This window comes from Phyllobacterium endophyticum (assembly GCF_003010935.1).
Lineage (GTDB): Bacteria > Pseudomonadota > Alphaproteobacteria > Rhizobiales > Rhizobiaceae > Phyllobacterium > Phyllobacterium endophyticum.
The window spans coordinates 462,485-483,513 of sequence record NZ_PGGN01000001.1 but is presented as its reverse complement, the minus strand read 5'-3'; the positions used below and the strand labels follow the sequence as shown (position 1 = coordinate 483,513).

The following is a 21,029-nucleotide window of genomic DNA, read 5'->3' as shown; positions in this document are numbered from 1 at the left end:
GCTGAAGCTCACCCTTGCGTTGAATTATACGCGCCACCATCGAGCAACAGGTTCTGGCCGACGATGAAACCTGAATACTGGCTGCACAGGAAAGCCGCGGCTGCGCCGAATTCTTCGGCCGTGCCATAGCGGCCGGTCGGGTTTTCCGCATAGGCTTCGGCGCGGGCCTCCTCTATGGTGATGCCCCTTGCCTGCGCTGTGCGCTCCAAGAAGCCTTTGGTCCGGTCCGTGTCATGCGATCCAGGAAGGATATTGTTGATGATGACGCCGTGCTTCGCCACTTGCCGGGCGGTGCCGGCGACGAACCCGGTAAGGCCATTGCGGGCCGCGTTGGAAAGTCCAAGTGAAGCGATCGGCGACTTTACCGAACCGGACGTGATATTCAGTACTCGTCCCCATTTCCGCTCTATCATTCCCGGCAGGATCGCATTCATCAAAAGGATGGGTGTCAGCATGTTGTTGTTGATCGCCTTCAGCCATTCCTCCTCGCCCCAATCGGACCAATTGCCGGCTGGCGGACCACCCGCATTGTTGACGAGGATATCGGGCTCCGGCTCTGCCTTCAGGAGTGCCTTGCGTCCTGCGTCCGTAGTCACGTCCTCGGCAACGATCTGGACCTTGACGCCATATTTGGCGGCAATCTCATCGGCTGTCGTACGCAGCGTCGCTTCGGTTCGCGCATTCAGCGTCAGGTCCACACCGGCTTCCGCCAGTTTTTCCGCAACGCCACGCCCGAGTCCCTTCGAACTCGCGCAGACAATGGCGCGCCTGCCTTTTAAACCAAGATCCATGTTGTCCTCTCCGGTTGTTTGATCCCTTATCGACAATTCGAGCGCGTTTTGACAAGCTCGGCTTCAAAACTATCTGGATTTGGGAAACGCAAGAGATGACCACATTTGGCGCAACTGTTCTCTGGACACGGCCGCAGGGTGCAATCTTCACAGACAATAAATACAGCCGTGCGCATGTCTGGCAATTCGATGGCGGCGCGGAAGTCCCTGCCTCATCTTCCCCGCACATTGTGCGCCTGCCCTATTCCACGGCCGAGAACGTGGATCCGGAGGAGGCTTTTGTCGCATCGATCTCGAGCTGCCACATGCTGTTTTTTCTGAACGGCGCCGCCAGGAAAGGTTTCGTCGTCGACGAATATCGCGATATGGCGGAAGGCGAACTCGCCAAAAATGACAAGGGGAAGCTTTACGTCAGCCGGGTCACGCTCAGGCCGAATGTGACCTATGCAAGCGCCGCGCCAGATGCGGAGACCGAGCAGCACTTGCACCATGACGCGCACGAGCAATGTTTCATTGCCAATTCCGTGGTTACTCATATATCGGTTCAGCCTGTCTGAGCTTCACCAAAGGGGAGACAGCATGACTCAATTGAAGATCGGCGACGCCATCAACACCACCTGCCCATGGTCGGGCGATCCAATACAGGAGGATAGCCTGACGCTCTATAACGGCGCAGTCGTCGGGTTCTGCAACCCGGGCTGTCGCGACAAGTTCGAGAAAGCCGTCAATCACTTCGATGCGGCGCTGCAACGCCGCAGCTACGACAGCGTGTAAAAACTCTTTTCCGCACTTCGAAGCTGGTAGAGTTCTGCTCCGGTATGTGGCGTATGCCGATCAGGGGCCTTCACCCGATCCCGTGACCACGGTTTCGGCCGGTGCCTTCATCCGTCCCTCACGCTTCAACTGCTGTTCGCGGAAGAAGATGAACAGTCCAGAGGCGACGATAAAGCCCGAACCAACCAGCATCGACACGCGCGGCACGTCTCCAAACACCAGCCACCCGAAGAGGATCGCCCAGAAGAGCAGAGTATATTGCAGGGGCGCGACGGTTGCAGCGTCGGCGAGCTTCAATGCGCGGTTGACGAGAACATGCGCGAGCATGGCTACAACGCCAAGCAATGCCAACAGGAAGACGTCGCGCAGGCTGACCGGCGTCCACTCGAAAGTGACGGCAACCAACCCGGCAAGCCCAGCGCCAATGATTTGCCAGAAGACCAGCGTCGTGTCCGGCGTGCCGCGGAGCGAACGGCCAAGCAGCAGCATGAAGGCAAAGAACATGCTGCCCAGTATGGAGATGATCGCCTGTGGCGTCAGCGCCTGCGACGAGGGCTCAAGCGCAATCACCACGCCTATGAAGCCGACGATGATGGCCGTCCAGCGCCTCCAGCCCACGGGCTCCTTCAACACGAAAGGCGAGACCGCCGCCACATAGATGGGTGCGGCAAGCCAATAGGTCATGACATCGGCCAACGGCAGATAGACAACAGCGAAATAGAAGGCAAAGACTTCTGCCGTGGAAAGAACTACGCGCGCAGCCTGCAGCCACGGGCGATCCACCTGAATGATTTTTGCCGGGCCACTAAACCAGAGAAACGGCGCGAGCACGACGAGCGCTGCGACGCTGCGGATGAAAACCACCTGTCCCACGGAATAGGTGGAGACGAGCCATTTCCCCATGACGTCGTTGAGCGAGAACATGAGCATGCCGAGAAGCATGAGCAGCACGCCGCTGCGCGCGGCTGACGAGATGGACGCGCTGGCAAAGCGCGCCGGGGCAGTAATCATCGGATCGTTTCCTGAATCGAAAGGTTTTTCGATTGCTTTGGGCTATTTCTTGCCGCCAATCCAGCCAAAAAGCGCGGCTGTCGAAAAAGTTCAGGAAGCGAAGAGGGTTTGCAACTGCTTGGCGCATGCCCGCAGCGGTTCAGCACTCTGGCTGGCCTTGGCCATGGCCATGGCGCCGGAGTAGCTCGCGACCACCAATGTCGCGAGATCATGTGACCGCGATGCATCGAGATCCGGTCTGTCGGCCCGCAACCGGGACGAGAGTGCCGCCCGCCAGCGGTCGAAGACTGCGTTCACCGCCTCGCGAAAGTCCGCGTCTGCCAGCGATAGCTCCAATGCCAGGTTATTGAGAGGGCAGCCCGACACGGCCCGATTACGTTCAAGCACATCGGCAACGCCATTGAATACCGTGCGAATACCCGCGGCCGCCGACGGAGCGGTGGCGATGGGCTGGATTGCGGTCTCGTCTACCTCCCTGGCCACACGTTCGGCGATGACAGCAAGACCAAGTGCCTTCTTTGTCGCAAAATGATGGTGCAGTGCGCCCCCGGTGGTGGCTGCACCACGAACGACGTCGTGCACGCTTGTTGCGTTATATCCGTTTCGTTGGAAAAGATCGGCGGCAACGTCGAGAATTCGCGCACGCATGCCTTGCGGATTATTGATGCGTTTCGGCCGTTCGGCGGTTTCCTGCTTCATGATGAACCTCCCGGTGAACAATAACGCATTGACAAAACAGGACAACCGGTTTTAGTTTAGTAAACAGGATGACCTGTTTGTTTTTCCGGGAGGAGAATTAACGTGACCGTCTTGGAACCTGCGCCTATATCGATGGGCGACGTCCACAGCCCCATCATTGAGCTCCGCCGCTACACGCTGCATCCTGGGCGGCGAGACGACCTGATTTCGCTGTTCGAAACCCATTTTCTTGAAGGTCAGGAAACATGCGGGATGACGATCGTCGGCCAGTTTCGGGACGCCGATGACCCCGATGCGTTCGTCTGGTTGCGGGGATTCTCCGGCATGGAGGCACGCCGCCAAGCGCTGACAGCATTCTACGACGGCCCGGTCTGGAGAGCTCACCGCAATGCGGCCAACGCCACGATGATCGACTCCGATGATGTTCTTCTGCTGCATCCCGCCCGTGCGGCCAGTGGCTTTACGCTCCCTCGAGACCGCGGCGACCTTGCCTTGGGCAGTTTACCGCATTCCATCATCGAGACCGTGACCTATCGGCTTCAGGCTCCTGCCGAAGCGGGATTCCTGGACTTCCATGAGGAAGTCCTTGCACCGCTTCTGCGCGCCGCCGGAAACCACACGATTGCGACATTCGCTTCCGAGCACAGCCCCAATACATTCACGCGCCTGCCGATACGCGAGGGCGAGAATGTCGTTATCGTCTTCTCGCGATTCGAGTCACTTCACGCACAATCGGCATTCGCCCGAGCGTTGCGTGATAACCCTGCCTGGCGGGCAGAATTGCCGCGGCTGGAGACCTATGTCCTGGCGCATCCGATCGTCGCCCGGCTCTCTCCCACGACAAGATCATTGTTACGCTAGGAACAGGCATCTCCAAAAAACTTGAGATCAGGGGTTTGCATCTGGGTGGAATTCAACTATATGACGACCCGCACCGGCCAATGCTGCCAGCTTTTTGGGGAATAGGTTAACGGTAGACCCACGGACTCTGACTCCGTTAGTCCTGGTTCGAATCCAGGTTCCCCAGCCACTTCGATTTTTCTCACGAAGTCTGTACTCAGCAAGCCTGATAAGACAATCCATTGTCAGGCGCCATTCCGGCGCGGATCCCCGGTCAAGCGGCGCTTATCCTGTTGCCCCGGTTTCCAGGCCGACACACAATCGAAGATCCATCTGCTCTCGACAGTGCCTACTCGGCAGCGATTGCCGCTTTCATAGGCGATTCCCCAATCGTTTCCCGCTCGTCGTTTTTCTTCGCCGGACTGATGCGAAACCATGCTGCGTAAAGAGCGGGAAGAAAGAGGAGGATCATCACGGTACCTACGGCTGTTCCGCCAATCAGCGTGTATGCCATCGATCCCCAGAACACCGAATGGGTAAGTGGAATGAAGGCCAGGACGGCCGCAAGTGCAGTCAAGATGACAGGTCGCGTCCGCTGCACCGTTGCCTCGATGACCGCGTGGTAGTCGTCGAGACCGGCTGCCTGATTCTCCTTGATCTGTTCCGTCAGAATCAAGGTGTTACGCATCAGGATTCCAGCCAGTCCGATCAACCCGAGGATGGCGTTGAAGCCAAAGGGCTGATTGAAAAGAAGAAGCACCGGCACCACGCCGGCGAGGCCCAGCGGCGCCGTCATCATGACCATGGTCATGGTTGAAAGGCTACGGACCTGGAGGATGATAACGAACAACATGGCGGCGATCATCACCGGGAAAATCTTGACGAGGGCAGCGTTGGCCTTGAGCGACTCCTCGATATTTCCACCCATCTCGATGCGATAGCCCGCGGGAAGCGAGGCGATCAGCGGCTGAAGCGCCTTCAGAACCTTTTGGGAGACTTCGGGTGGTTGCGCCTTTTCATTGATGTCCGAACGGATCGTGACAACCGGTGTCCGGTCGCGGCGCTTCATGACGGGCCCTTCCAACCTGATTTCGGAACGGCCGATCTGATCGAGCGGGATTTGCCGGCCATTCCTGCTCATCAGCGAAAAGTCTGCCAGTCTTGAAGGATCAAGCCGGTTCTCACCGGCACTGCGACCGACGACCGGCACATTGCGGATATCTTCGCGTATCTGCGTAATGGGGATACCCGTCAACAACAGTTGCATCTGCTGGGAAGCTTCCACCGGCGAAAGGCCGATACCGTTGAGGCGGTCCTGGTCAGGGGTGAAACGAAGGACCGGCGTTCGATTGCCCCAGTCACGGTTCGCCTGGCGGACGTCCGGCACGCCTTTCATGATATCGAGAGCCTTCCGTGAGATTTCGTATAATTCGCCGGAATCAGGGCCCATGATCCGAAACTCGACAGGAAACGGAGTGTAGGGGCCAAACACAAGCTGCGTGACCCGAACATAGGCTTCTGGGACCAATCCGTCCGAAACGGCAGCTCGAAGGCGCTGTTTCAAGGCTTCGCGCGCGGTGGCATCAGGTGTGAGTACGACAATCTTGGCAAAAGCGGGATCTGGCAATTCCGGCGCCATGGCAAAAAAGAAGCGAGGAGCACCTTGGCCGACATAGCTCGTGACGGTTGTCGCCTCGGGCTGGTGTTGAAGCCAGCTTTCGACCTTCTCGACCGCGACCGTCGTCGTCCCGATGCTCGTGCCTTGGGGCATGCGGACCTCGACCAGAACCTCCGGGCGATCCGACGTCGGGAAGAATTGTTGTTTGACGCCTGCCATCCCGGCCACGGAAACGGCCATAGCGATGCCGACCAAAGCGCATGTCATGAACTTGTGGCGAACTGCAAGTTCGATGAGCGCACGCAGACGGCGGTAGTTGGGAGTATCGTAAATGGCTTGATGGCCACCTTCGACTGCCTTGATCTCAGGCAGCATCCTGACGCCCAGATACGGCGTGAAGATCACCGCGACGACCCAGGAGACAATCAGGGCGAAACCCACGACCCAGAAGATATTCCCCGCATATTCACCCGCGGTGGACCGCGCGAAGCCAACCGGCATCAGGCCGATTATCGTTACGAGAGTTCCCGACAGCATCGGCGCTGCCGTATGGCTCCATGCGTATGCGGCCGCCTTGATGCGGTCCATTCCTTCTTCCATCTTCACGACCATCACCTCGATGGCGATGATGGCGTCATCAACGAGAAGTCCCAGCGCCAGAATCAGCGCGCCCAGTGTGATCCGATCGAAGAACCTGCCGGTTTCCAGCATTATGAGGAAGACGACGGCAAGCGTGAGCGGAACCGCGAGGGCAACCACGATTCCCACCCGCCAACCAAGACTGATGAGACTGACGAGCAATACGACCCCGAGGGCCATGGCGAATTTCATCATGAACTCGCCAACGGCAGCTTCGATGTTCACCGCCTGATCGCTGACCTTCGCGAGCGTCATGCCCAGCGGGAGGTTTCGAGCGATTGCGGCAGACCTTTCCTCGAGTGCCTTGCCGAGTTCGAGACCATTCCAGCCCTGCTGCATGACTGCGCCCAGCATGATGGCCGGATCACCCTCATGGCGGATGAGGTAGGTAGCAGGGTCTTCATAGCCGCGCCGCACTTCTGCCAAATCCGAAAGCTTCAACGTGCGTCCACCAGCGACGATGGGTGTATCGGCGATCGCCTGGACGCCAGCATATGCACCATCGAAGCGCATGAATACCTGAGGCCCCTTTGTGTCGATCGAGCCCGCGGGGGTGACCGTGTTTTGCCTCTGCAAAGCGGCAGCGATGTCCTGTACCGAGATTCCAAGGGTAGTCAGCTTCGCATAGGAGAATTCGACGAAGATCTGTTCAGGACGCTCTCCGAGAATATTGATCTTCTTGATGCCCGGTACGTGCAGAAGATCCTGCCGGATCAGTTCGGCCTGCCGCGCGAGCTCGCGCATAGGCATTCCCTTGGCCTTCAACGCATAAAGAGCGAAGCTCACGTCGGAATACTCGTCGTTGACAAAAGGTCCGAGAACACCTTTCGGCAGGTTGCGAGCCTCGTCTCCAAGCTTTTTGCGGGCCTGGTAGAACTCCTCCTCCACCTCATCAGGCGGCATACTATCCTTCAAAGTGACGGTCAAAAACGCATAGCCCGGCCGTGTGGTCGTCTCGACACGATCGTAATAGGTCAGTTCCTGGAGCCGCTTCTCAAGTGGCTCGGCGACAAGATCCTGCATCTCGCGCGCTGTTGCCCCCGGCCAGACAGCTGTCACTGTCATAGTCTTGATGGTGAAGGAGGGATCCTCTGCGCGTCCGAGTTTGACGAAGGCGTAGATGCCCGCGGCGGCCAGAAGGAGGATGAAGAACAAGGTGACGGCCCGCTCGCGGACGGCCAGAGCTGAAAGGTTGAGATTCACTGGTTCGCCGCTCCGGTTAGTTCCGCCTTGGTCCGGACGCTCGCGCCGTCGACGAGCAGGTGGGCCCCGAGCGCGACGACCGGCTCGCCTGCCTTCAGGCTTGAAACCACTGCGTCCGCCTCGCCGATGCGTTCGATCTTCACCGGCCTGAAGTGGACACGCGATGAATTCTCTTCGAACACCCACACGCCGGTTCGACTGCCGTCATCCAGCACTGCGCCAATCGGGATGAGTGCAAGCAACTGAGTGTTTTTGTTTGGAACACTTATCGTCACTGTCGCGCCAAGCGGAGCCGAAGCCGCCGCCCCCTCCAGAAGCCAGCGTGCCTCGTAAGTGCGCGTCTGAGGGTCTGCAGCGTCTGACATCTGGCGAAGCTGTGCCCGTCCTTCCTCCGCCTCATTTCCGTACACCCTGGCGCGCGCCACTTCGCCGATCTCCAGCCGAAGCGATTCAGGCAGCCAGACGAGTGCTTCCCGGGCCCCGGCCTTGGCAAGTCTGACTACCGTCTGTCCCGCTGCAACCACTTGTCCAGGCTCGCCGAGAGTCTCAACCACTGTTCCATCTGTGTCAGCGACCAAGAGCGAATAAGTGGCCTCATTCTCGGCCACCCGCGCGTCGGCTTCGGCCGCAGCAAGTTGTGCGGCAGCTGTGTCGAGCGCCGTCCTTGCCTGCTCATAACGTTGGGGAGAGGCGGCCAAGCCATTCTTTACGAGGGCGGCGTAGCGCCGCTCGTCGGCCTCGGCTTGCGTGAACACCGCCCGCGCAGCGGTGGCTGCATTGCGTTTCGCCGTGAGCCCAAGGCGCAGGTCAGTCTCATCGATACGCATCAATGGCTCGCCACCTTTGACCTTCTCCCCAGCGTCCACGTAACGCTCGATGATCTTTCCAGGCACACGAAACCCGAGATCGCTCTGTACCTGTGCCGCGATGGTCCCCGTGAAGGTCCGCTCCGCTGCCTCGGAGGCCTTTGCCCTCACAATCTTGACAAGCGGCGGGGTCATGCGGGGATCCGCGGCTTCCGCGGTCTTTCCGAATGGCTCGGCAACAAACGCGACTATCGCAACGCCGGCTGCCGCCAGAAAGGCAATGAATGAGAAAAGAAACTTGCGAGACATCTTCAATTACCTTCTTGACGGGCGCAGCGTTCAAATTAGATTGCGATCTAACTCTAAATGATATATAGATGTCAAATGAAATCTAAAAGGAGATTACAATGCGTGTGAGCCGTGCCCAAGCGGAAGCAAATCGCGAGGCGGTGATAAATGTCGCAAGCCAGCTCTTCCGGGAGCATGGTTTCGACGGCATCGGGCTGAAGGATTTGATGAAAGGTGCCGGCCTAACGAAGGGCGGATTCTACAAGCAGTTCGAATCGAAAGACGATCTGGCGGCGCAGGCATCAAAGCGGGCGATGGAGAGTGCAACCCGCAGATGGTCGACAGCAGCTGAGAATAGTGCTGATCCGCTTGAAGCGGTCGTCGCGTTCTACCTGTCAGAGGGCCACCGGCAGGAAAGGAGCGACGGGTGCCCGCTGGTGGCACTTGGATCCGACGCCGCACGTCAAAGCGAAGAGGTACGGGCCCCGTTTCAAGAGGGAATCGAGGCTCATCTGCAGATCCTCGACGAACTGATGGCAGAGCCAGAGGGCGTGGAGCCTCGTCATAAGGCGATGGCCATATTGTCGCTCATGGTGGGCGCAGTGACTATCTCTCGTGTTCTGTCAGACGGCGCTATGTCGCAGGATGTTCTCGAAGCGGCTGCCGATGAGGTCCGGCGTATCGCGCGTTCCCCCGATGTACAGTGACATTCCATTGCCTTGTCTAGATAGCCCGCCGTGGCTTTCGTTGTCATCTGACGCCAAAAGCGTTACACGGGCACGAGTAATCCTCAAGCCGAATTCGCGGTCCCGGCGGTTCCGGTTGCCCGAAGAAGATGGTGCCCATGACAAGTCTGAAGTTTGGAACGAGCGGGCTTCGCGGCCTTGTAACAGATCTGCCTGATTCAGTTTGCCACGCCTATACGGTGGCGTTTCTCAAACATATGCAAAGCGCTCACCGGATTTCTGCCGGTGGTCCTTTGCTCGTCGGATACGATCTGCGATCGAGCAGTCCCCGGATGGCAGCTGCATGCATAGCTGCGGCACGAAAATTCGGCATGGATGTCGAGAACTGCGGCCCGGTTGCCACACCGGCGCTGGCATACCGCGCAATGAGCGCCAAGGTTGCGGCAATCATGGTCACGGGCAGCCATATTCCGGCAGATCGCAACGGTCTCAAGTTTTACCGCCCGGACGGCGAAATCGACAAGAGCGACGAGGCTGGCATCCTTTCGACCCTCGACCTTGAAGCAGCAGCGCCCCCGCTTTCGAGCGAGCCCCTAGCGATTTCGCCCGATGCGCTGGAAAACTACACCAGCCGGTGTCTCTCGCTTTTGAAGTCCGGGAGCCTGTCCGGTCGGCGAATCGGCGTTTATCAACACAGCTCGGTTGCGCGCGACTTGATCGTGGCCGTGCTGCAGGAACTGGGTGCCGACGCCGTTGCCCTCGCCCGTTCAGAGGTCTTTGTGCCGGTGGATACCGAAGCTCTACGTGCGGAAGACATGCAATTCGCGGATGCGGCTGTCAAAAAATACAAGCTGGACGCCCTCGTCTCGACGGATGGAGATGCAGACCGGCCTCTTATAGCCGATGAACAGGGTGTGTTCCTGCGCGGGGACAGCGTCGGGCTTCTGACCGCTTGTTTTCTGCAAGCGGACGCGGTCGTCACCCCCGTTACATCCAACACGGCGATCGAGCTCAGCGGTCTGTTTGCAAAGGTCTACCGCACCCGCGTCGGTTCGCCATACGTCATCGAGGGCATGGAGCAGGCGCGCCAGGATGGGTACGATCGCATTGTTGGCTTCGAGGCCAATGGCGGTGTTCTGTTAGGTTCTCCCGTTTCAACAAATGCAGGACTGGTGGATGCCTTGCCGACCCGCGACGCCATGCTTCCCATTCTGGCTGTTCTCGGAATGGCTGCCGAGCAAGGTGTCCCGCTGTCCGAACTCCTCCAGACCATGCCCGAGCGCTTTACGCGCAGTGGTCGAATCGAGCATGTCGACGCCAACCGAAGCGGACCTTTTCTACGAAGCCTGCTCGACGAAAGCCTCAGAGAACGCTTCTTTGCGGATCTCGGCGCGATCAGGGAGAACGATGCCATTGACGGTGTCCGGATTGTGCTTTCGTCCGGCGAGGTGATCCACTATCGCGCATCGGGCAATGCGCCGGAGTTGCGCTGCTACGCAGAAGCGGCAGCGGGAGAACGGGCCGACGAACTTTTGCAGTGGGGCTTGAGCCGCGCCGAAAAGGCCCTCAACGAAGCTTGAATTTCAGAATATCTTCATCGAATGCTGCCTGAAGAAGATCGCGGCAGAGCGCATGAACTGCCAGATGTGCCAGAGCCCCTTGTCAGCGGCTCGCCCGCCCTCGTGCACTATCCGAACTGACGGCACATAGGCGATGCGCGCGATCTCACCAGTACGCAGGGAGATGTCGAAATCTTCGAAATAGAGCAGGTAACGCGAATCAAAGCCCTGAAGCTTTTCAAAAACTTCGCCACGAAACAACATGAAGCACCCGCTGACAATGGGGGGATCCCATGCAATCGCGTTTGCGGGCTGGTCGCGCATCTCATACCTGTCGAGCCGCTTCCTGAACGATGATTTGAGCCAAGCCGGCGCAAATCCGCGCAGAAAAAGGTCAAACAGCGTCGGGTATCTCTTGCACAAATATTGCTTGCTGCCGTCGGGGTTGAATGCCTGTGGCGTAAGCAGGGCGCAATCGTCATTGTCCCGCATGAAAGCGAGTGCCTGCTCCAGCGCATCCGCCTCCATTTCCACGTCCGGATTGAGCACGAGGTGATACTTGCCGACATTCCCGAGAACAAGATTGTTCGCCCTGGCGAACCCGACATTGCCCTGTCCCGAAATAATCTCGCAGGGAAATTCACCTAATACTTCCTGCAACCAGGTATGGTCTGCATTGCCTGGCGAATTATCGACGATGGTGAGCTTTACAAGCTGCGGCGGCAGGGAGTCGAGCGCCTGCCTCAGACTTTTCAGTGTTCTTATCACTGTTAGCCTGTCGGGTTTGAAGACGACGACGCAAGCCGTGAGTTCCATATTGACGGGTTCAGGCATTGCCGGCCTTTTTTCCCATCTTGCCGATGAATCCGTGGAAGACACCCATCGTCATCATTTTTGCGTGCTGGAGCCGGGGAACAGTCATCAGACTGTAGAATGCAAATTTCAGCAGGAGACGGGATCCGTCTATCACCTTCCAGTTCAAACGCAACCACGGCTGGCGGTAGAGCCAGATGGCATTTCTGAAATGGTAATAATGCCGAATCGGACTGTGCACGGGGATCTGCCTGCCACGGAATAACACCGGTTCATCGCCCAGGTCGTGCCGCATGAGCGCGGCGCAAACGCCAAAGGAGCTATAGCCTTTCTGCTGCGCCCTCAGCCCCCATTCGATATCCACATAGTCGATGAACAATTCCTCGCGCATTCCGCCCACGTCATCGAGCGCTGACATCGGTATGAGACAGCCCGAAGCGATGAGATAATCGACGTCCACGACGGCATCCGCCCTCGTGCAGGCTTGGCGCTCCAGACGTAAACCCCGCGTCCGGATGAATGGCGGCGGATTATTCTGCCTTACGTCTGAATAGCGCGGTCCGACACATGCCAGCTTCACACCATTGGTGATTTTCGTTCTTGCAGCCGATAGCAATTTAGCCACCATGTCCGGCGCAGGTAGACTATCCTGATCGAGAAGGAGAATGAAGGTCGCGCCGCGCGCCCGAGCCTCTGCTATGCCGCGATTTTGTGCCTTGGCGATACCGAAATTATCACCGAGTCTCACGAGATCGACCTGAATATCCTGTTCGACCAGCCACGCTGCAATGTCGGCCGTCGAGCCATTATCGATGATGAACACCTGCTCCACTTGTGGAATAATCGCATCGAGAAGCAGTCTCAGGGCGGCGAAGCCGGGATTATACGTAACGATGATAGCGCTGACCGCCGATCGGGTTTCAAGCTGCATTTCAGGATCCATGGCCGCCATCAAATGCAATCGCGCGTACAAATGAGCGAATTCTTCCCGGAACAGACGCGACTGAACCCTGGGCGTAGTTGACTTGATCAACCATTGCCGCCAAATGTCTGCCATAAAGATGAGGGAACCGCATTTCGCGCTTGTGCTGAAATCAGCTTCGTTTGTCCAGTAGATTATTTTCTGGGATATTTTGTATGTTTGGCAAGGATGAGATTGAATGAAGGGGATTATACTTGCAGGTGGAAGCGGTACGCGCCTCTATCCATTGACTATCGCCGTATCGAAGCAAATGCTTCCCATTTACGACAAGCCGATGATCTATTACCCGCTGAGCGTCCTGATGCTGGCGGGGATACGCGAAATTCTGGTCATCTCGACGCCCCACGATTTGCCGCTCTTCCAGAAATTGCTTGGAGACGGCAGCGAATTCGGCGTGAAGTTTTCCTATGCCGAGCAACCAAGTCCGAATGGCCTCGCCGAAGCTTTCATCATCGGGCGCAAGTTCATCGGTGACGACAGTGTTGCCATGATTCTTGGCGACAATATCTATTTCGGCGATCGTCTCTCCGACCTCTGCCAGGCGGCAGCATCCGGCAAGAAAGGCGGCACCGTATTCGCCTACCATGTGGAGGATCCGCAACGATATGGTGTGGTCGAGTTCGACAAATCGACTGGCCGCGCAATATCGATCGAGGAGAAACCTGCCAAGCCAAAGTCCAGCTGGGCTGTTACCGGCCTTTACTTCTACGACAATGAAGTCGTCGATATAGCCCGGTCCATCAAACCCTCGCACCGCGGCGAACTCGAGATTACCAGCGTCAACAACATCTATCTCGAGCGCGGCGATCTGCTGGTTCAGCGATTGGGACGCGGCTATGCATGGCTCGATACGGGGACGCATGACAGTCTGCACGAGGCTTCGTCATTCGTGCGGACGATCGAGCACCGGCAAGGGATAAAGATCGCCTGTCCCGAAGAAATCGGCCTCGAATGGGGCTGGCTGAATGCACAACAGGTGCTTGCGCGGGCGGAGAAGATGGGCAGGACCGATTATGCCGATTACCTGCGCCGGCGCGCCGCTGAGGTAGCAAACGATGAGTAACGTCATTTCACTCGCTCTGGATGGCGTCGTTGAGATCCGGCCACGCAAGTTCGGCGACGACAGGGGCTTTTTCTCGGAGACGTACAATGCAAAGGCTCTGGCCGACGCAGGTATCAATCTCCAATTCGTCCAGGACAACCACTCTCTTTCGGCTGCCAAGGGGGTTTTGCGCGGCCTGCACTACCAATTGCCGCCACGCGCCCAGGACAAGCTCGTTCGGGTGGTGAGCGGTTCCATACTCGACGTCGTCGTCGATATACGGAGGGCTTCGCCTACGTTCAGGAAATGGATCGCACTTGAGGTGTCGGCTGCGAAATGGAACCAGATTCTCGTTCCAAAAGGTTTCGCGCACGGTTTTCTGACCTTGGAGGAAAACACCGAAGTGATCTACAAGGTTACCGACTATTATTCACCCGAGCACGACCGCAGCATCCGGTTCGACGATCCGTCCATAGGTATCGAATGGCCTTTCGCATCCCCTGCTGTTCAGCTTTCTGACAAGGACCGGAACGCGCCTTCGCTGGACGATGCCGATCTATTTCCCTGAGGAGCCACCCTGTTGATGAAAATACTCGTTACCGGCGGAGCAGGCTTTATTGGATCCGCGGTTTGCCGCCATCTTGCCGGCAACCCGAAGAACCACGTCGTCAATGTCGACAAACTTACCTATGCAGGTAATCTTGCTTCACTGCGCCAGTTGGAGAACCATCCGAATTATAGTTTCTTCGAAACGGATATCTGCGACGAAACCACTATCCTCGGCATCCTGCGCAGTGAAAAGGTCGATGCAATAATGCATCTGGCGGCGGAAAGTCATGTCGACCGGTCAATCGACGGTCCGGCTGCCTTCATCGAAACCAACATTATCGGCACGTTTCGGATGCTCAACGCTGCCTTGACCTATTGGCGGGAAATGCCGGAGCCGAACAAATCGAACTTTCGCTTTCACCACATTTCGACAGACGAGGTTTTTGGCGACCTGCCCTTCGACAGTGGCATCTTCACCGAGGATACTCCCTACGCGCCATCCTCGCCCTATTCAGCATCGAAAGCTGCTTCCGACCATCTGGTCAGGGCATGGCACGAGACTTATGGTCTGCCTGTCGTTCTTTCGAACTGTTCCAACAATTATGGTCCTTTTCATTTTCCGGAAAAGCTGATCCCGCTGGTCATCCTCAATGCGCTGGATCAGAAACCGCTTCCCGTTTACGGTGCCGGTGCAAACGTGCGTGACTGGCTGTATGTAGAAGATCATGCCAGGGCATTGGAACTGGTGGTCACCAAGGGCAAACCCGGCGAAAGCTACAATATCGGCGGGCGGGCAGAGCGTACCAATCTCAGTGTCGTCGAGACGATCTGCGATATACTGGACAACAAGCGGCCCAGAAGCGGCGGCAAACGTTACCGCGACCTCATCACCTTTGTCACCGACCGGCCGGGCCACGACCGCCGTTATGCCATCGACGCCTCCAAGATAGAACGCGAGCTCGGCTGGAAGCCGGCAGAGACGTTCGAGACTGGACTTGAGCGAACCATCCAGTGGTATCTCGACAATGAATGGTGGTGGCAGCCGATCCGGGGCGAACGTTACGCCGGTGAGCGACTTGGGGCAGCGACCAAGGGAGCATCATGAGGATTGCGGTTACCGGCCGGGAGGGACAGGTTGTGCGCAGCCTCGTCGAACGCGCGGCACGGCATCCGTCGGTTCACGTCGTCGCTCTCGGGCGCCCGCAGCTGGATCTGACCCGGCCCGGAACGATTGCCGAGACCATTCGGGCCGCCAAGCCTGATCTCGTCGTTTCTGCAGCCGCCTATACCGCGGTGGACCGGGCAGAGGACGAGCCGGACCTTGCATTCGCCATCAACGTAACAGGCGCAGGGGCGATAGCAGAGGCTGCCGCGACGATTGGCGTGCCAGTGCTTCATTTGTCCACCGACTATGTTTTTTCTGGAGAGGGGGAACAGCCCTATACCGAAAAAGACCGTACAGGACCGCGCAGCGTCTATGGTCAGTCCAAACTTGACGGGGAGTTGGCCGTAGCGGCTGCGAACGCACGGCATCTCGTCTTGCGTACCGCCTGGGTCTACAGCCCGTTTGGCGGGAACTTCGTCAAGACGATGCTCGGATTGGCCGAAAGCCGCGACGTTGTTTCCGTGGTGTCGGACCAATGGGGAAATCCAACGTCTGCGTTCGATATTGCGGACGGCATTTTGCAAGTCGCCGAAAGATTGCGAATGGACGCGACGTTCGATGCGTATGGCACCTATCATCTGGCCGGTACGGGAGATACCAGCTGGAGTTCTTTCGCGCGGGAAATCTTTGCGCAAAGCCGCCGGAACGGTGGGCCTTACGCGCAGGTCAGGGACATCCTGACAGCGGAATATCCGACGAGGGCAACGCGCCCACTAAACTCCAGACTGGCCACCGAGAAGTTCTTCGACGTGTTCGGCTGGCGGGCGCCCCATTGGCAACCATCACTCGTACCGGTGATCGGTATGTTAACCGGCAGACACTAGGCGATAACGCTCAACGCGAGCCGCTACGTCGCAGCGGGGACAGTTCGACGGTAATCGGCTGTCGCATGGTTTTATCGGGAACCAAAGAGGATTGCTGCGGTTGGGTTGCCTCACCAAGAGGAGACTCCAATATGTTTATGCGCGTGAACAAACTACAGATCGATCTCCCGGCACCTAAAAAGATGGATCCCAACGCCGGTGCTGCATTGCAGGAACTGCTGGGAGGCAAGTATGGCGAGATGTCGACGCTGAACAACTACATGTTCCAGAGCTTCAACTTCCGCAGCAAGGAGAAACTGCGTCCATTCTACAGTCTCGTGGCTTCGATCACGGCCGAGGAACTGGGTCATGTGGAACTCGTCAGCAATGGCGTGACAATGCTCAACAACGGGCCCGACAGCGATGCGGATGAAGAAGACGGCGGTGATATCTCGGATGCTCCGTTCGAAGACATGACCGACATCAGGCTGGCCGCAGCATTCCTGTCGAACGGTGGCGGCGCCACTCCATCGAACAGCGGAGGGATCCCCTGGAACAACGACTTCGTAACAACGACCGGCAACGTCGTCATGGATCTTTTGCACAATTTCCACCTGGAGTGCGGTGCCCGCCTACATAAACTTCGCGTTTATGAAACGCTTTCGGATCCGACGGGAAGAGAAGTTTGCGGGTACCTACTTGTTCGGGGATCGGTTCACGCCCACGCATATGCATTGGCCCTCAAGAAAATTACCGGCGTCGACATAGAGAAGATGCTGCCGACACCGAATATCCCCTTGGCCAAAATCCCGGAATGTCAAAAATATCTCGATGAGGGATCGCACCGCCGGTTATATACGTTCAGCCCCGAGGATTACACCGAGATGGCCGGCATATGGGGCAATGGAGAAATGGCCCTTCCCACCGATCCACCTGGCGAACTCGAAGTCGTGGACGGCATGCCCGAGGGTGGAAAAATTCACCAGTTGACTGGAGTACCCTCCGCTTTCACGCCCGATTACGCCCCCGAAGAGATGTTCGAGATAGGTGTGAAACTCTATAAGGCGAGCAGGTGAGTTTCCGTAACCGCGGCGCCGTCGAAGTGGCGCGCTGTTTCTGATTTAGGCACGGAGAAGAAATGGTGGAGCCAAGCGGGATCGAACCGCTGACCTCTTGCATGCCATGCAAGCGCTCTCCCAGCTGAGCTATGGCCCCATCTCAGTGGCTTTGATGCCGCACCGGTTGCACCGGCCAAGTGTTCAGGCGAGATCTGGAAGCTCGCCTGCTTTCGAGAAGATGGCGGTACTTATCGCCCGCCGTCCCGAAGATCAAGTCCTGTTCGCCGGATATTTTTGGTGAACAGGAATAAACAAAATCAATTCTCGTCGTCGTCACCGATACCGCCGCCAAGGATATCGGTGACGTCGTCATCTTCATCTTCCTCGTCAGTGGCGAGGAAGGTGTCGTCATCGTCGGCGTCTTCGACCTCCACATCGTCGTCGCCGATATCCGGAACATCATCGCCTTCGGCGTCAGCCTCTTCGAGCGCCACGAATTCCGGCTTCTCCAGAGCAACATCGAGCTCTTCCGTCTCGACCTCTTCTTCTTCCTCGCGCGCTGACGCTGCAGTCGAATCAAAGTAGCTGAGCGGATATGTCTTTCCCGTATAGGGCGAAACGATCGGATCCCGATTGAGATCGTAGAATTTCTGCCCGGTCTCCGGGTCAATTCGCTTGGTGCCAAGTTTTGGATTTGCCACGTTTTGCCTCGTCTTCTGGCTGCGCTTGCATTCGACTACATTGGGGCCTGTCATGACCCAACGCTTATGTCAGCGCTCATCAAAATGGATTTGCGGTCCCATAAACGCAATTCGGCGCATTTGTCAAAGCGAAAAAATGCTTGTGCCAGTCATTGAATTTGCAAGATGACCATGAGGTGAAGCTGTGTTAGGAGGGTGCCCGCATCCCGATGACCTCCTTTTACCGCGATTGACCCTGTTCATGTCTCACTCCGCACTGCCAAAGCCCGCCACTTCCCGCCGCTCAAAGGCTCTCTCCGGCGATGTCCGTATTCCCGGCGACAAATCGATCTCGCACCGTTCTTTCATGTTTGGCGGGCTCGCTTCCGGCGAAACACGCATCACGGGACTGCTTGAGGGTGAGGATGTGATCAATACCGGACGCGCCATGCAGGCCATGGGTGCGAAAATCGCCAAGGAAGGCGACATCTGGATCATCCAGGGAACTGGTAATGGTTGCCTGTTGCAACCTGAGTCCCCGCTTGATTTCGGCAATGCGGGCACAGGCGCACGCCTGACCATGGGTCTGGTCGGCACATATGCCATGGAGACCAGGTTCGTCGGCGACGCTTCACTTTCTAAACGGCCGATGGGGCGGGTGCTTGATCCCTTGCGCCAAATGGGCGTTCAGGTATCCGCGGCTGAGGGTGACCGAATGCCATTGACCCTCCGCGGCCCGAAGGTCGCCGCTCCGATCACGTACCGGGTACCTATGGCGTCGGCCCAGGTCAAATCTGCCGTACTGCTCGCGGGTCTCAACACGCCAGGCATCACGACCGTGATCGAGCCGGTTATGACGCGCGACCACACAGAAAAGATGCTGGCAGGTTTTGGCGCTAATCTATCCGTCGAGACCGACAGGGAAGGCGTGCGGCATATCCGCATCGAAGGCCAGGGCAAGCTGACCGGCCAGACAATCGACGTGCCGGGCGATCCCTCCTCCACTGCCTTTCCGTTGGTTGCGGCCATCATCGTACCGGGCTCCGACATCACAATCCGGAACGTGCTGATGAACCCCACCCGCACCGGACTTATCCTGACTTTGCAGGAAATGGGAGCCAACATAGAGATCGTCGATGAGCGCCTCGCCGGTGGTGAGGATGTTGCCGACCTGCGCGTTCAGGCCTCTGAGCTCAAGGGTGTGAACGTGCCCGCAGATCGTGCGCCCTCGATGATCGACGAATATCCGGTTCTGGCGGTCGCAGCCTGCTTTGCCACCGGCGAAACGGTGATGAATGGACTTGAGGAATTACGGGTGAAGGAGTCCGACCGGCTTGCGGCGGTTGCCGCCGGCCTGAAGGCCAACGGTGTCGACTGTACCGAAGGGCATGACAGGTTGAGCGTACGCGGGCGGCCGGATGGCAAGGGAATCGGAGGCGGCAGGGTTGAAACCCATCTCGATCACCGGATCGCCATGAGCTTTCTTGTGCTCGGCCTCGCCGCGGACAAGGCCGTTACCATTGACGATGCGGCCATGATCGCCACCAGCTTCCCGGAGTTCATGGGCATGATGACCGGAATGGGCGCAGAAATTGCCGAATTCGATAGTCCAGTAGCATAACGGCACGGGAAGTCAGCGATGACCGAGCTCATGTCGCGTCTTACCGTCTATCTCCTCTATGTCATGTCTAGCGTTCCCTTCGTGGTCTGGGCGGCGAGAAGTGCCTGTGCCGGGACTGTTGCCAGCGAGGCTGAAAAGCCTTGGCCGGGGGTCAGCAGATCGATTTTTTGCGTCGTTCTTCCTTTGCTTCTCATCTTCCTCTATGCGTGGAATGCAAGCATCGGCGAGCGGGCGCCGTTGCAATTTCTTCTCCTGCCGCCCGCAATTGGATCGATGGCCGGTTACGGCATAGGTTTTGTCATAGGCAAGAGGACCAAACATTAATGTTCCGTCTGCTGGCGTCATTTGCTGTCGTTGCCATTCCCTATGCCATTGAACGCTTTGGCTTACGCGTTCGCTTTGGTCTGTTTGCCCTGCTGTTCTGGCTGTTCATTTGCCAATTCGTACTGATCCTTGCTGTTGACACGCTGCTGCAGGATTTTGCTGCGTCTTTGCCAGAATGGCTGGAGCAAGCAATAACGACAGTGGGCAGTTACGTTATAATCACCTTCGGCATCACACCGCTCATCACGCTGGTTCTGGCGGCCGCCTATCTTATCTTCGCTCTCGGCCAGTGGGCCTTCGGCAGGGATGAAAAAGACCGGCCGACGCCTCAAACGCACTTTACCATTGCCATCGACGGTCCGGCGGCATCGGGCAAAGGCACGCTCGCGCGGCGAATCGCTGAGGCATATGGATTTCATCATCTCGATACGGGCCTGACCTACCGGGCTGTAGCCAAGGCCCTCATGGACCAGAACATGCCACTCGACGATGAATTTCTGGCGGAAAAAGCTGCGAGGACAATCGACCTGACGAAACTCGATCGTTCGGTGCTGTCCGCCCACGACGTAGGCGAGGCAGCATCAAAGGTGGCGGTAATGCCGGCTGTGCGCCGCGCGCTGGTTGCCATGCAGCACAGCTTCGCCGAGCGCCCGCCAGGCGCCGTATTGGATGGACGCGACATCGGTACGGTGGTTTGTCCCGACGCGCCGGTGAAACTCTACATCACCGCATCGCCGGAAGCGCGCGCGCAGCGCCGCTATGCAGAGATCAAATCGGGAGGCGGCAGTGCCAAATATGACGAGATTCTGGAGGATCTTACCCGGCGCGACGCCCGTGATATGGGGCGCACCGATTCGCCATTGAAGCCTGCGGCCGACGCGCACTTGCTAGATACGACGGAAATGGATATAGAGACCGCGTTTCTTAGCGCCAAAACCCTGATCGATCAGGCCCTCGCAAAGAACAAGCATTAGACTAGCCGCAAAATACGTTTGCAGTCAGCCCTCGCACCGGATTGCTCCCTAAAGGGGGCGGGTTGGCACGCAGACGATCCGTAACACGAACCACCGGTGCTGTG

The 21,029-nt window shown here is 57.8% G+C and carries 21 protein-coding genes and 2 tRNA genes; 14 read left to right on the top strand and 9 right to left on the bottom strand.

Annotated elements, in window-relative coordinates:
- Window positions 1–8: 8 nt before the first annotated feature.
- Window positions 9–791, bottom strand: a complete 783-nt coding sequence (locus CU100_RS02380) for an SDR family oxidoreductase (RefSeq protein WP_106714942.1) — start codon at window positions 789–791, stop codon at window positions 9–11.
- Window positions 792–886: 95 nt separating this feature from the next.
- On the opposite strand from CU100_RS02380, the gene CU100_RS02375 reads away from it, so the two are divergent.
- Both CU100_RS02375 and CU100_RS02370 read left to right on the top strand, forming a co-directional pair.
- Window positions 887–1,348, top strand: a complete 462-nt coding sequence (locus tag CU100_RS02375) for an OsmC family protein (protein ID WP_106714941.1) — start codon at window positions 887–889, stop codon at window positions 1,346–1,348.
- 22 nt (window positions 1,349–1,370) lie between these two features.
- Window positions 1,371–1,565 carry a glutathione S-transferase gene (locus tag CU100_RS02370; protein ID WP_106714940.1) on the top strand — a complete coding sequence of 65 codons (195 nt, stop codon included), beginning with the start codon at window positions 1,371–1,373 and terminating at the stop codon, window positions 1,563–1,565.
- 60 nt (window positions 1,566–1,625) lie between these two features.
- Here the strand turns inward: CU100_RS02370 and CU100_RS02365 are convergent, their stop codons facing one another.
- Together CU100_RS02365 and CU100_RS02360 are read right to left on the bottom strand one after the other, a co-directional pair.
- Window positions 1,626–2,576, bottom strand: coding sequence for a DMT family transporter (locus CU100_RS02365; RefSeq protein WP_106714939.1), 951 nt, complete (start codon window positions 2,574–2,576; stop codon window positions 1,626–1,628).
- A 90-nt stretch (window positions 2,577–2,666) separates the two neighbouring features.
- On the bottom strand, window positions 2,667–3,275 hold the full coding sequence (locus tag CU100_RS02360; protein WP_106714938.1) for a TetR/AcrR family transcriptional regulator: 609 nt from the start codon (window positions 3,273–3,275) through the stop codon (window positions 2,667–2,669).
- A gap of 102 nt (window positions 3,276–3,377) precedes the next feature.
- Here CU100_RS02360 and CU100_RS02355 point away from each other — a divergent pair, with 102 nt between their 5' ends.
- Window positions 3,378–4,136 carry an NIPSNAP family protein gene (locus tag CU100_RS02355; RefSeq protein WP_245418900.1) on the top strand — a complete coding sequence of 253 codons (759 nt, stop codon included), beginning with the start codon at window positions 3,378–3,380 and terminating at the stop codon, window positions 4,134–4,136.
- 95 nt (window positions 4,137–4,231) lie between these two features.
- Window positions 4,232–4,305, top strand: a tRNA-Gln gene (locus tag CU100_RS02350).
- 159 nt (window positions 4,306–4,464) lie between these two features.
- On the opposite strand, the gene CU100_RS02345 is transcribed toward CU100_RS02350, so the two are convergent.
- Window positions 4,465–7,575 carry an efflux RND transporter permease subunit gene (locus CU100_RS02345; protein WP_106714937.1) on the bottom strand — a complete coding sequence of 1,037 codons (3,111 nt, stop codon included), beginning with the start codon at window positions 7,573–7,575 and terminating at the stop codon, window positions 4,465–4,467.
- Complete coding sequence (locus CU100_RS02340; RefSeq protein WP_106714936.1) at window positions 7,572–8,690, bottom strand: efflux RND transporter periplasmic adaptor subunit; 1,119 nt, start codon at window positions 8,688–8,690, stop codon at window positions 7,572–7,574. Before CU100_RS02340 ends, CU100_RS02345 begins: the two co-directional genes overlap by 4 nt.
- A 98-nt stretch (window positions 8,691–8,788) precedes the next feature.
- Between CU100_RS02340 and CU100_RS02335 the strand changes: the two genes are divergently transcribed.
- Together CU100_RS02335 and CU100_RS02330 are read left to right on the top strand one after the other, a co-directional pair.
- Entirely contained in the window at window positions 8,789–9,376 is a 588-nt protein-coding gene (locus CU100_RS02335; RefSeq protein ID WP_106714935.1) for a TetR/AcrR family transcriptional regulator, read from the top strand.
- Window positions 9,377–9,507: 131 nt separating this feature from the next.
- The gene (locus CU100_RS02330) at window positions 9,508–10,935 is read left to right on the top strand and encodes a phosphomannomutase (protein ID WP_210204080.1); all 1,428 of its coding nucleotides are present in this window, start codon (window positions 9,508–9,510) and stop codon (window positions 10,933–10,935) included.
- Window positions 10,936–10,938: 3 nt separating this feature from the next.
- Here the strand turns inward: CU100_RS02330 and CU100_RS02325 are convergent, their stop codons facing one another.
- Both CU100_RS02325 and CU100_RS02320 read right to left on the bottom strand, forming a co-directional pair.
- Entirely contained in the window at window positions 10,939–11,748 is an 810-nt protein-coding gene (locus CU100_RS02325; RefSeq protein WP_106714934.1) for a glycosyltransferase, read from the bottom strand.
- Entirely contained in the window at window positions 11,741–12,658 is a 918-nt protein-coding gene (locus CU100_RS02320; protein ID WP_106715946.1) for a glycosyltransferase family 2 protein, read from the bottom strand. The genes CU100_RS02325 and CU100_RS02320 overlap by 8 nt, the downstream gene beginning before the upstream one ends.
- Window positions 12,659–12,887: 229 nt before the next feature.
- On the opposite strand from CU100_RS02320, the gene rfbA reads away from it, so the two are divergent.
- The 5 genes from rfbA to CU100_RS02295 all read left to right on the top strand — a co-directional run bounded on the left by rfbA (window position 12,888) and on the right by CU100_RS02295 (window position 17,344).
- A complete protein-coding gene (rfbA, locus tag CU100_RS02315) occupies window positions 12,888–13,772 on the top strand; it encodes a glucose-1-phosphate thymidylyltransferase RfbA (protein ID WP_106714933.1) in 885 nt (294 codons plus the stop codon).
- On the top strand, window positions 13,765–14,319 hold the full coding sequence (gene rfbC / locus CU100_RS02310; protein ID WP_106714932.1) for a dTDP-4-dehydrorhamnose 3,5-epimerase: 555 nt from the start codon (window positions 13,765–13,767) through the stop codon (window positions 14,317–14,319). Before rfbA ends, rfbC begins: the two co-directional genes overlap by 8 nt.
- Before the next feature lie 15 nt (window positions 14,320–14,334).
- Window positions 14,335–15,405, top strand: a complete 1,071-nt coding sequence (gene rfbB, locus CU100_RS02305) for a dTDP-glucose 4,6-dehydratase (RefSeq protein WP_106714931.1) — start codon at window positions 14,335–14,337, stop codon at window positions 15,403–15,405.
- Window positions 15,402–16,289 (top strand): dTDP-4-dehydrorhamnose reductase, encoded by an 888-nt coding sequence (gene rfbD / locus CU100_RS02300; RefSeq protein WP_106714930.1) that lies wholly within the window; start codon window positions 15,402–15,404, stop codon window positions 16,287–16,289. Before rfbB ends, rfbD begins: the two co-directional genes overlap by 4 nt.
- Window positions 16,290–16,420: 131 nt before the next feature.
- Complete coding sequence (locus tag CU100_RS02295; protein WP_106714929.1) at window positions 16,421–17,344, top strand: manganese catalase family protein; 924 nt, start codon at window positions 16,421–16,423, stop codon at window positions 17,342–17,344.
- A gap of 63 nt (window positions 17,345–17,407) precedes the next feature.
- Here CU100_RS02295 and CU100_RS02290 read toward each other — a convergent pair.
- Together CU100_RS02290 and CU100_RS02285 are read right to left on the bottom strand one after the other, a co-directional pair.
- Window positions 17,408–17,483: transfer RNA gene (locus tag CU100_RS02290), tRNA-Ala, on the bottom strand.
- 160 nt (window positions 17,484–17,643) lie between these two features.
- Complete coding sequence (locus CU100_RS02285; RefSeq protein ID WP_106715945.1) at window positions 17,644–18,027, bottom strand: TIGR02300 family protein; 384 nt, start codon at window positions 18,025–18,027, stop codon at window positions 17,644–17,646.
- Between the two features lie 241 nt (window positions 18,028–18,268).
- Here CU100_RS02285 and aroA point away from each other — a divergent pair, with 241 nt between their 5' ends.
- The 3 genes from aroA (at window position 18,269) to cmk (ending at window position 20,925) form a co-directional block, all read left to right on the top strand.
- On the top strand, window positions 18,269–19,627 hold the full coding sequence (gene aroA / locus CU100_RS02280; protein ID WP_106715944.1) for a 3-phosphoshikimate 1-carboxyvinyltransferase: 1,359 nt from the start codon (window positions 18,269–18,271) through the stop codon (window positions 19,625–19,627).
- Between the two features lie 18 nt (window positions 19,628–19,645).
- Window positions 19,646–19,951: a hypothetical protein gene (locus tag CU100_RS02275; protein WP_106714928.1), complete on the top strand. Its 306-nt coding sequence runs from the start codon at window positions 19,646–19,648 to the stop codon at window positions 19,949–19,951.
- A gap of 344 nt (window positions 19,952–20,295) precedes the next feature.
- Window positions 20,296–20,925, top strand: coding sequence for a (d)CMP kinase (gene cmk / locus CU100_RS27125; protein ID WP_245418947.1), 630 nt, complete (start codon window positions 20,296–20,298; stop codon window positions 20,923–20,925).
- Window positions 20,926–21,029: the final 104 nt, after the last annotated feature.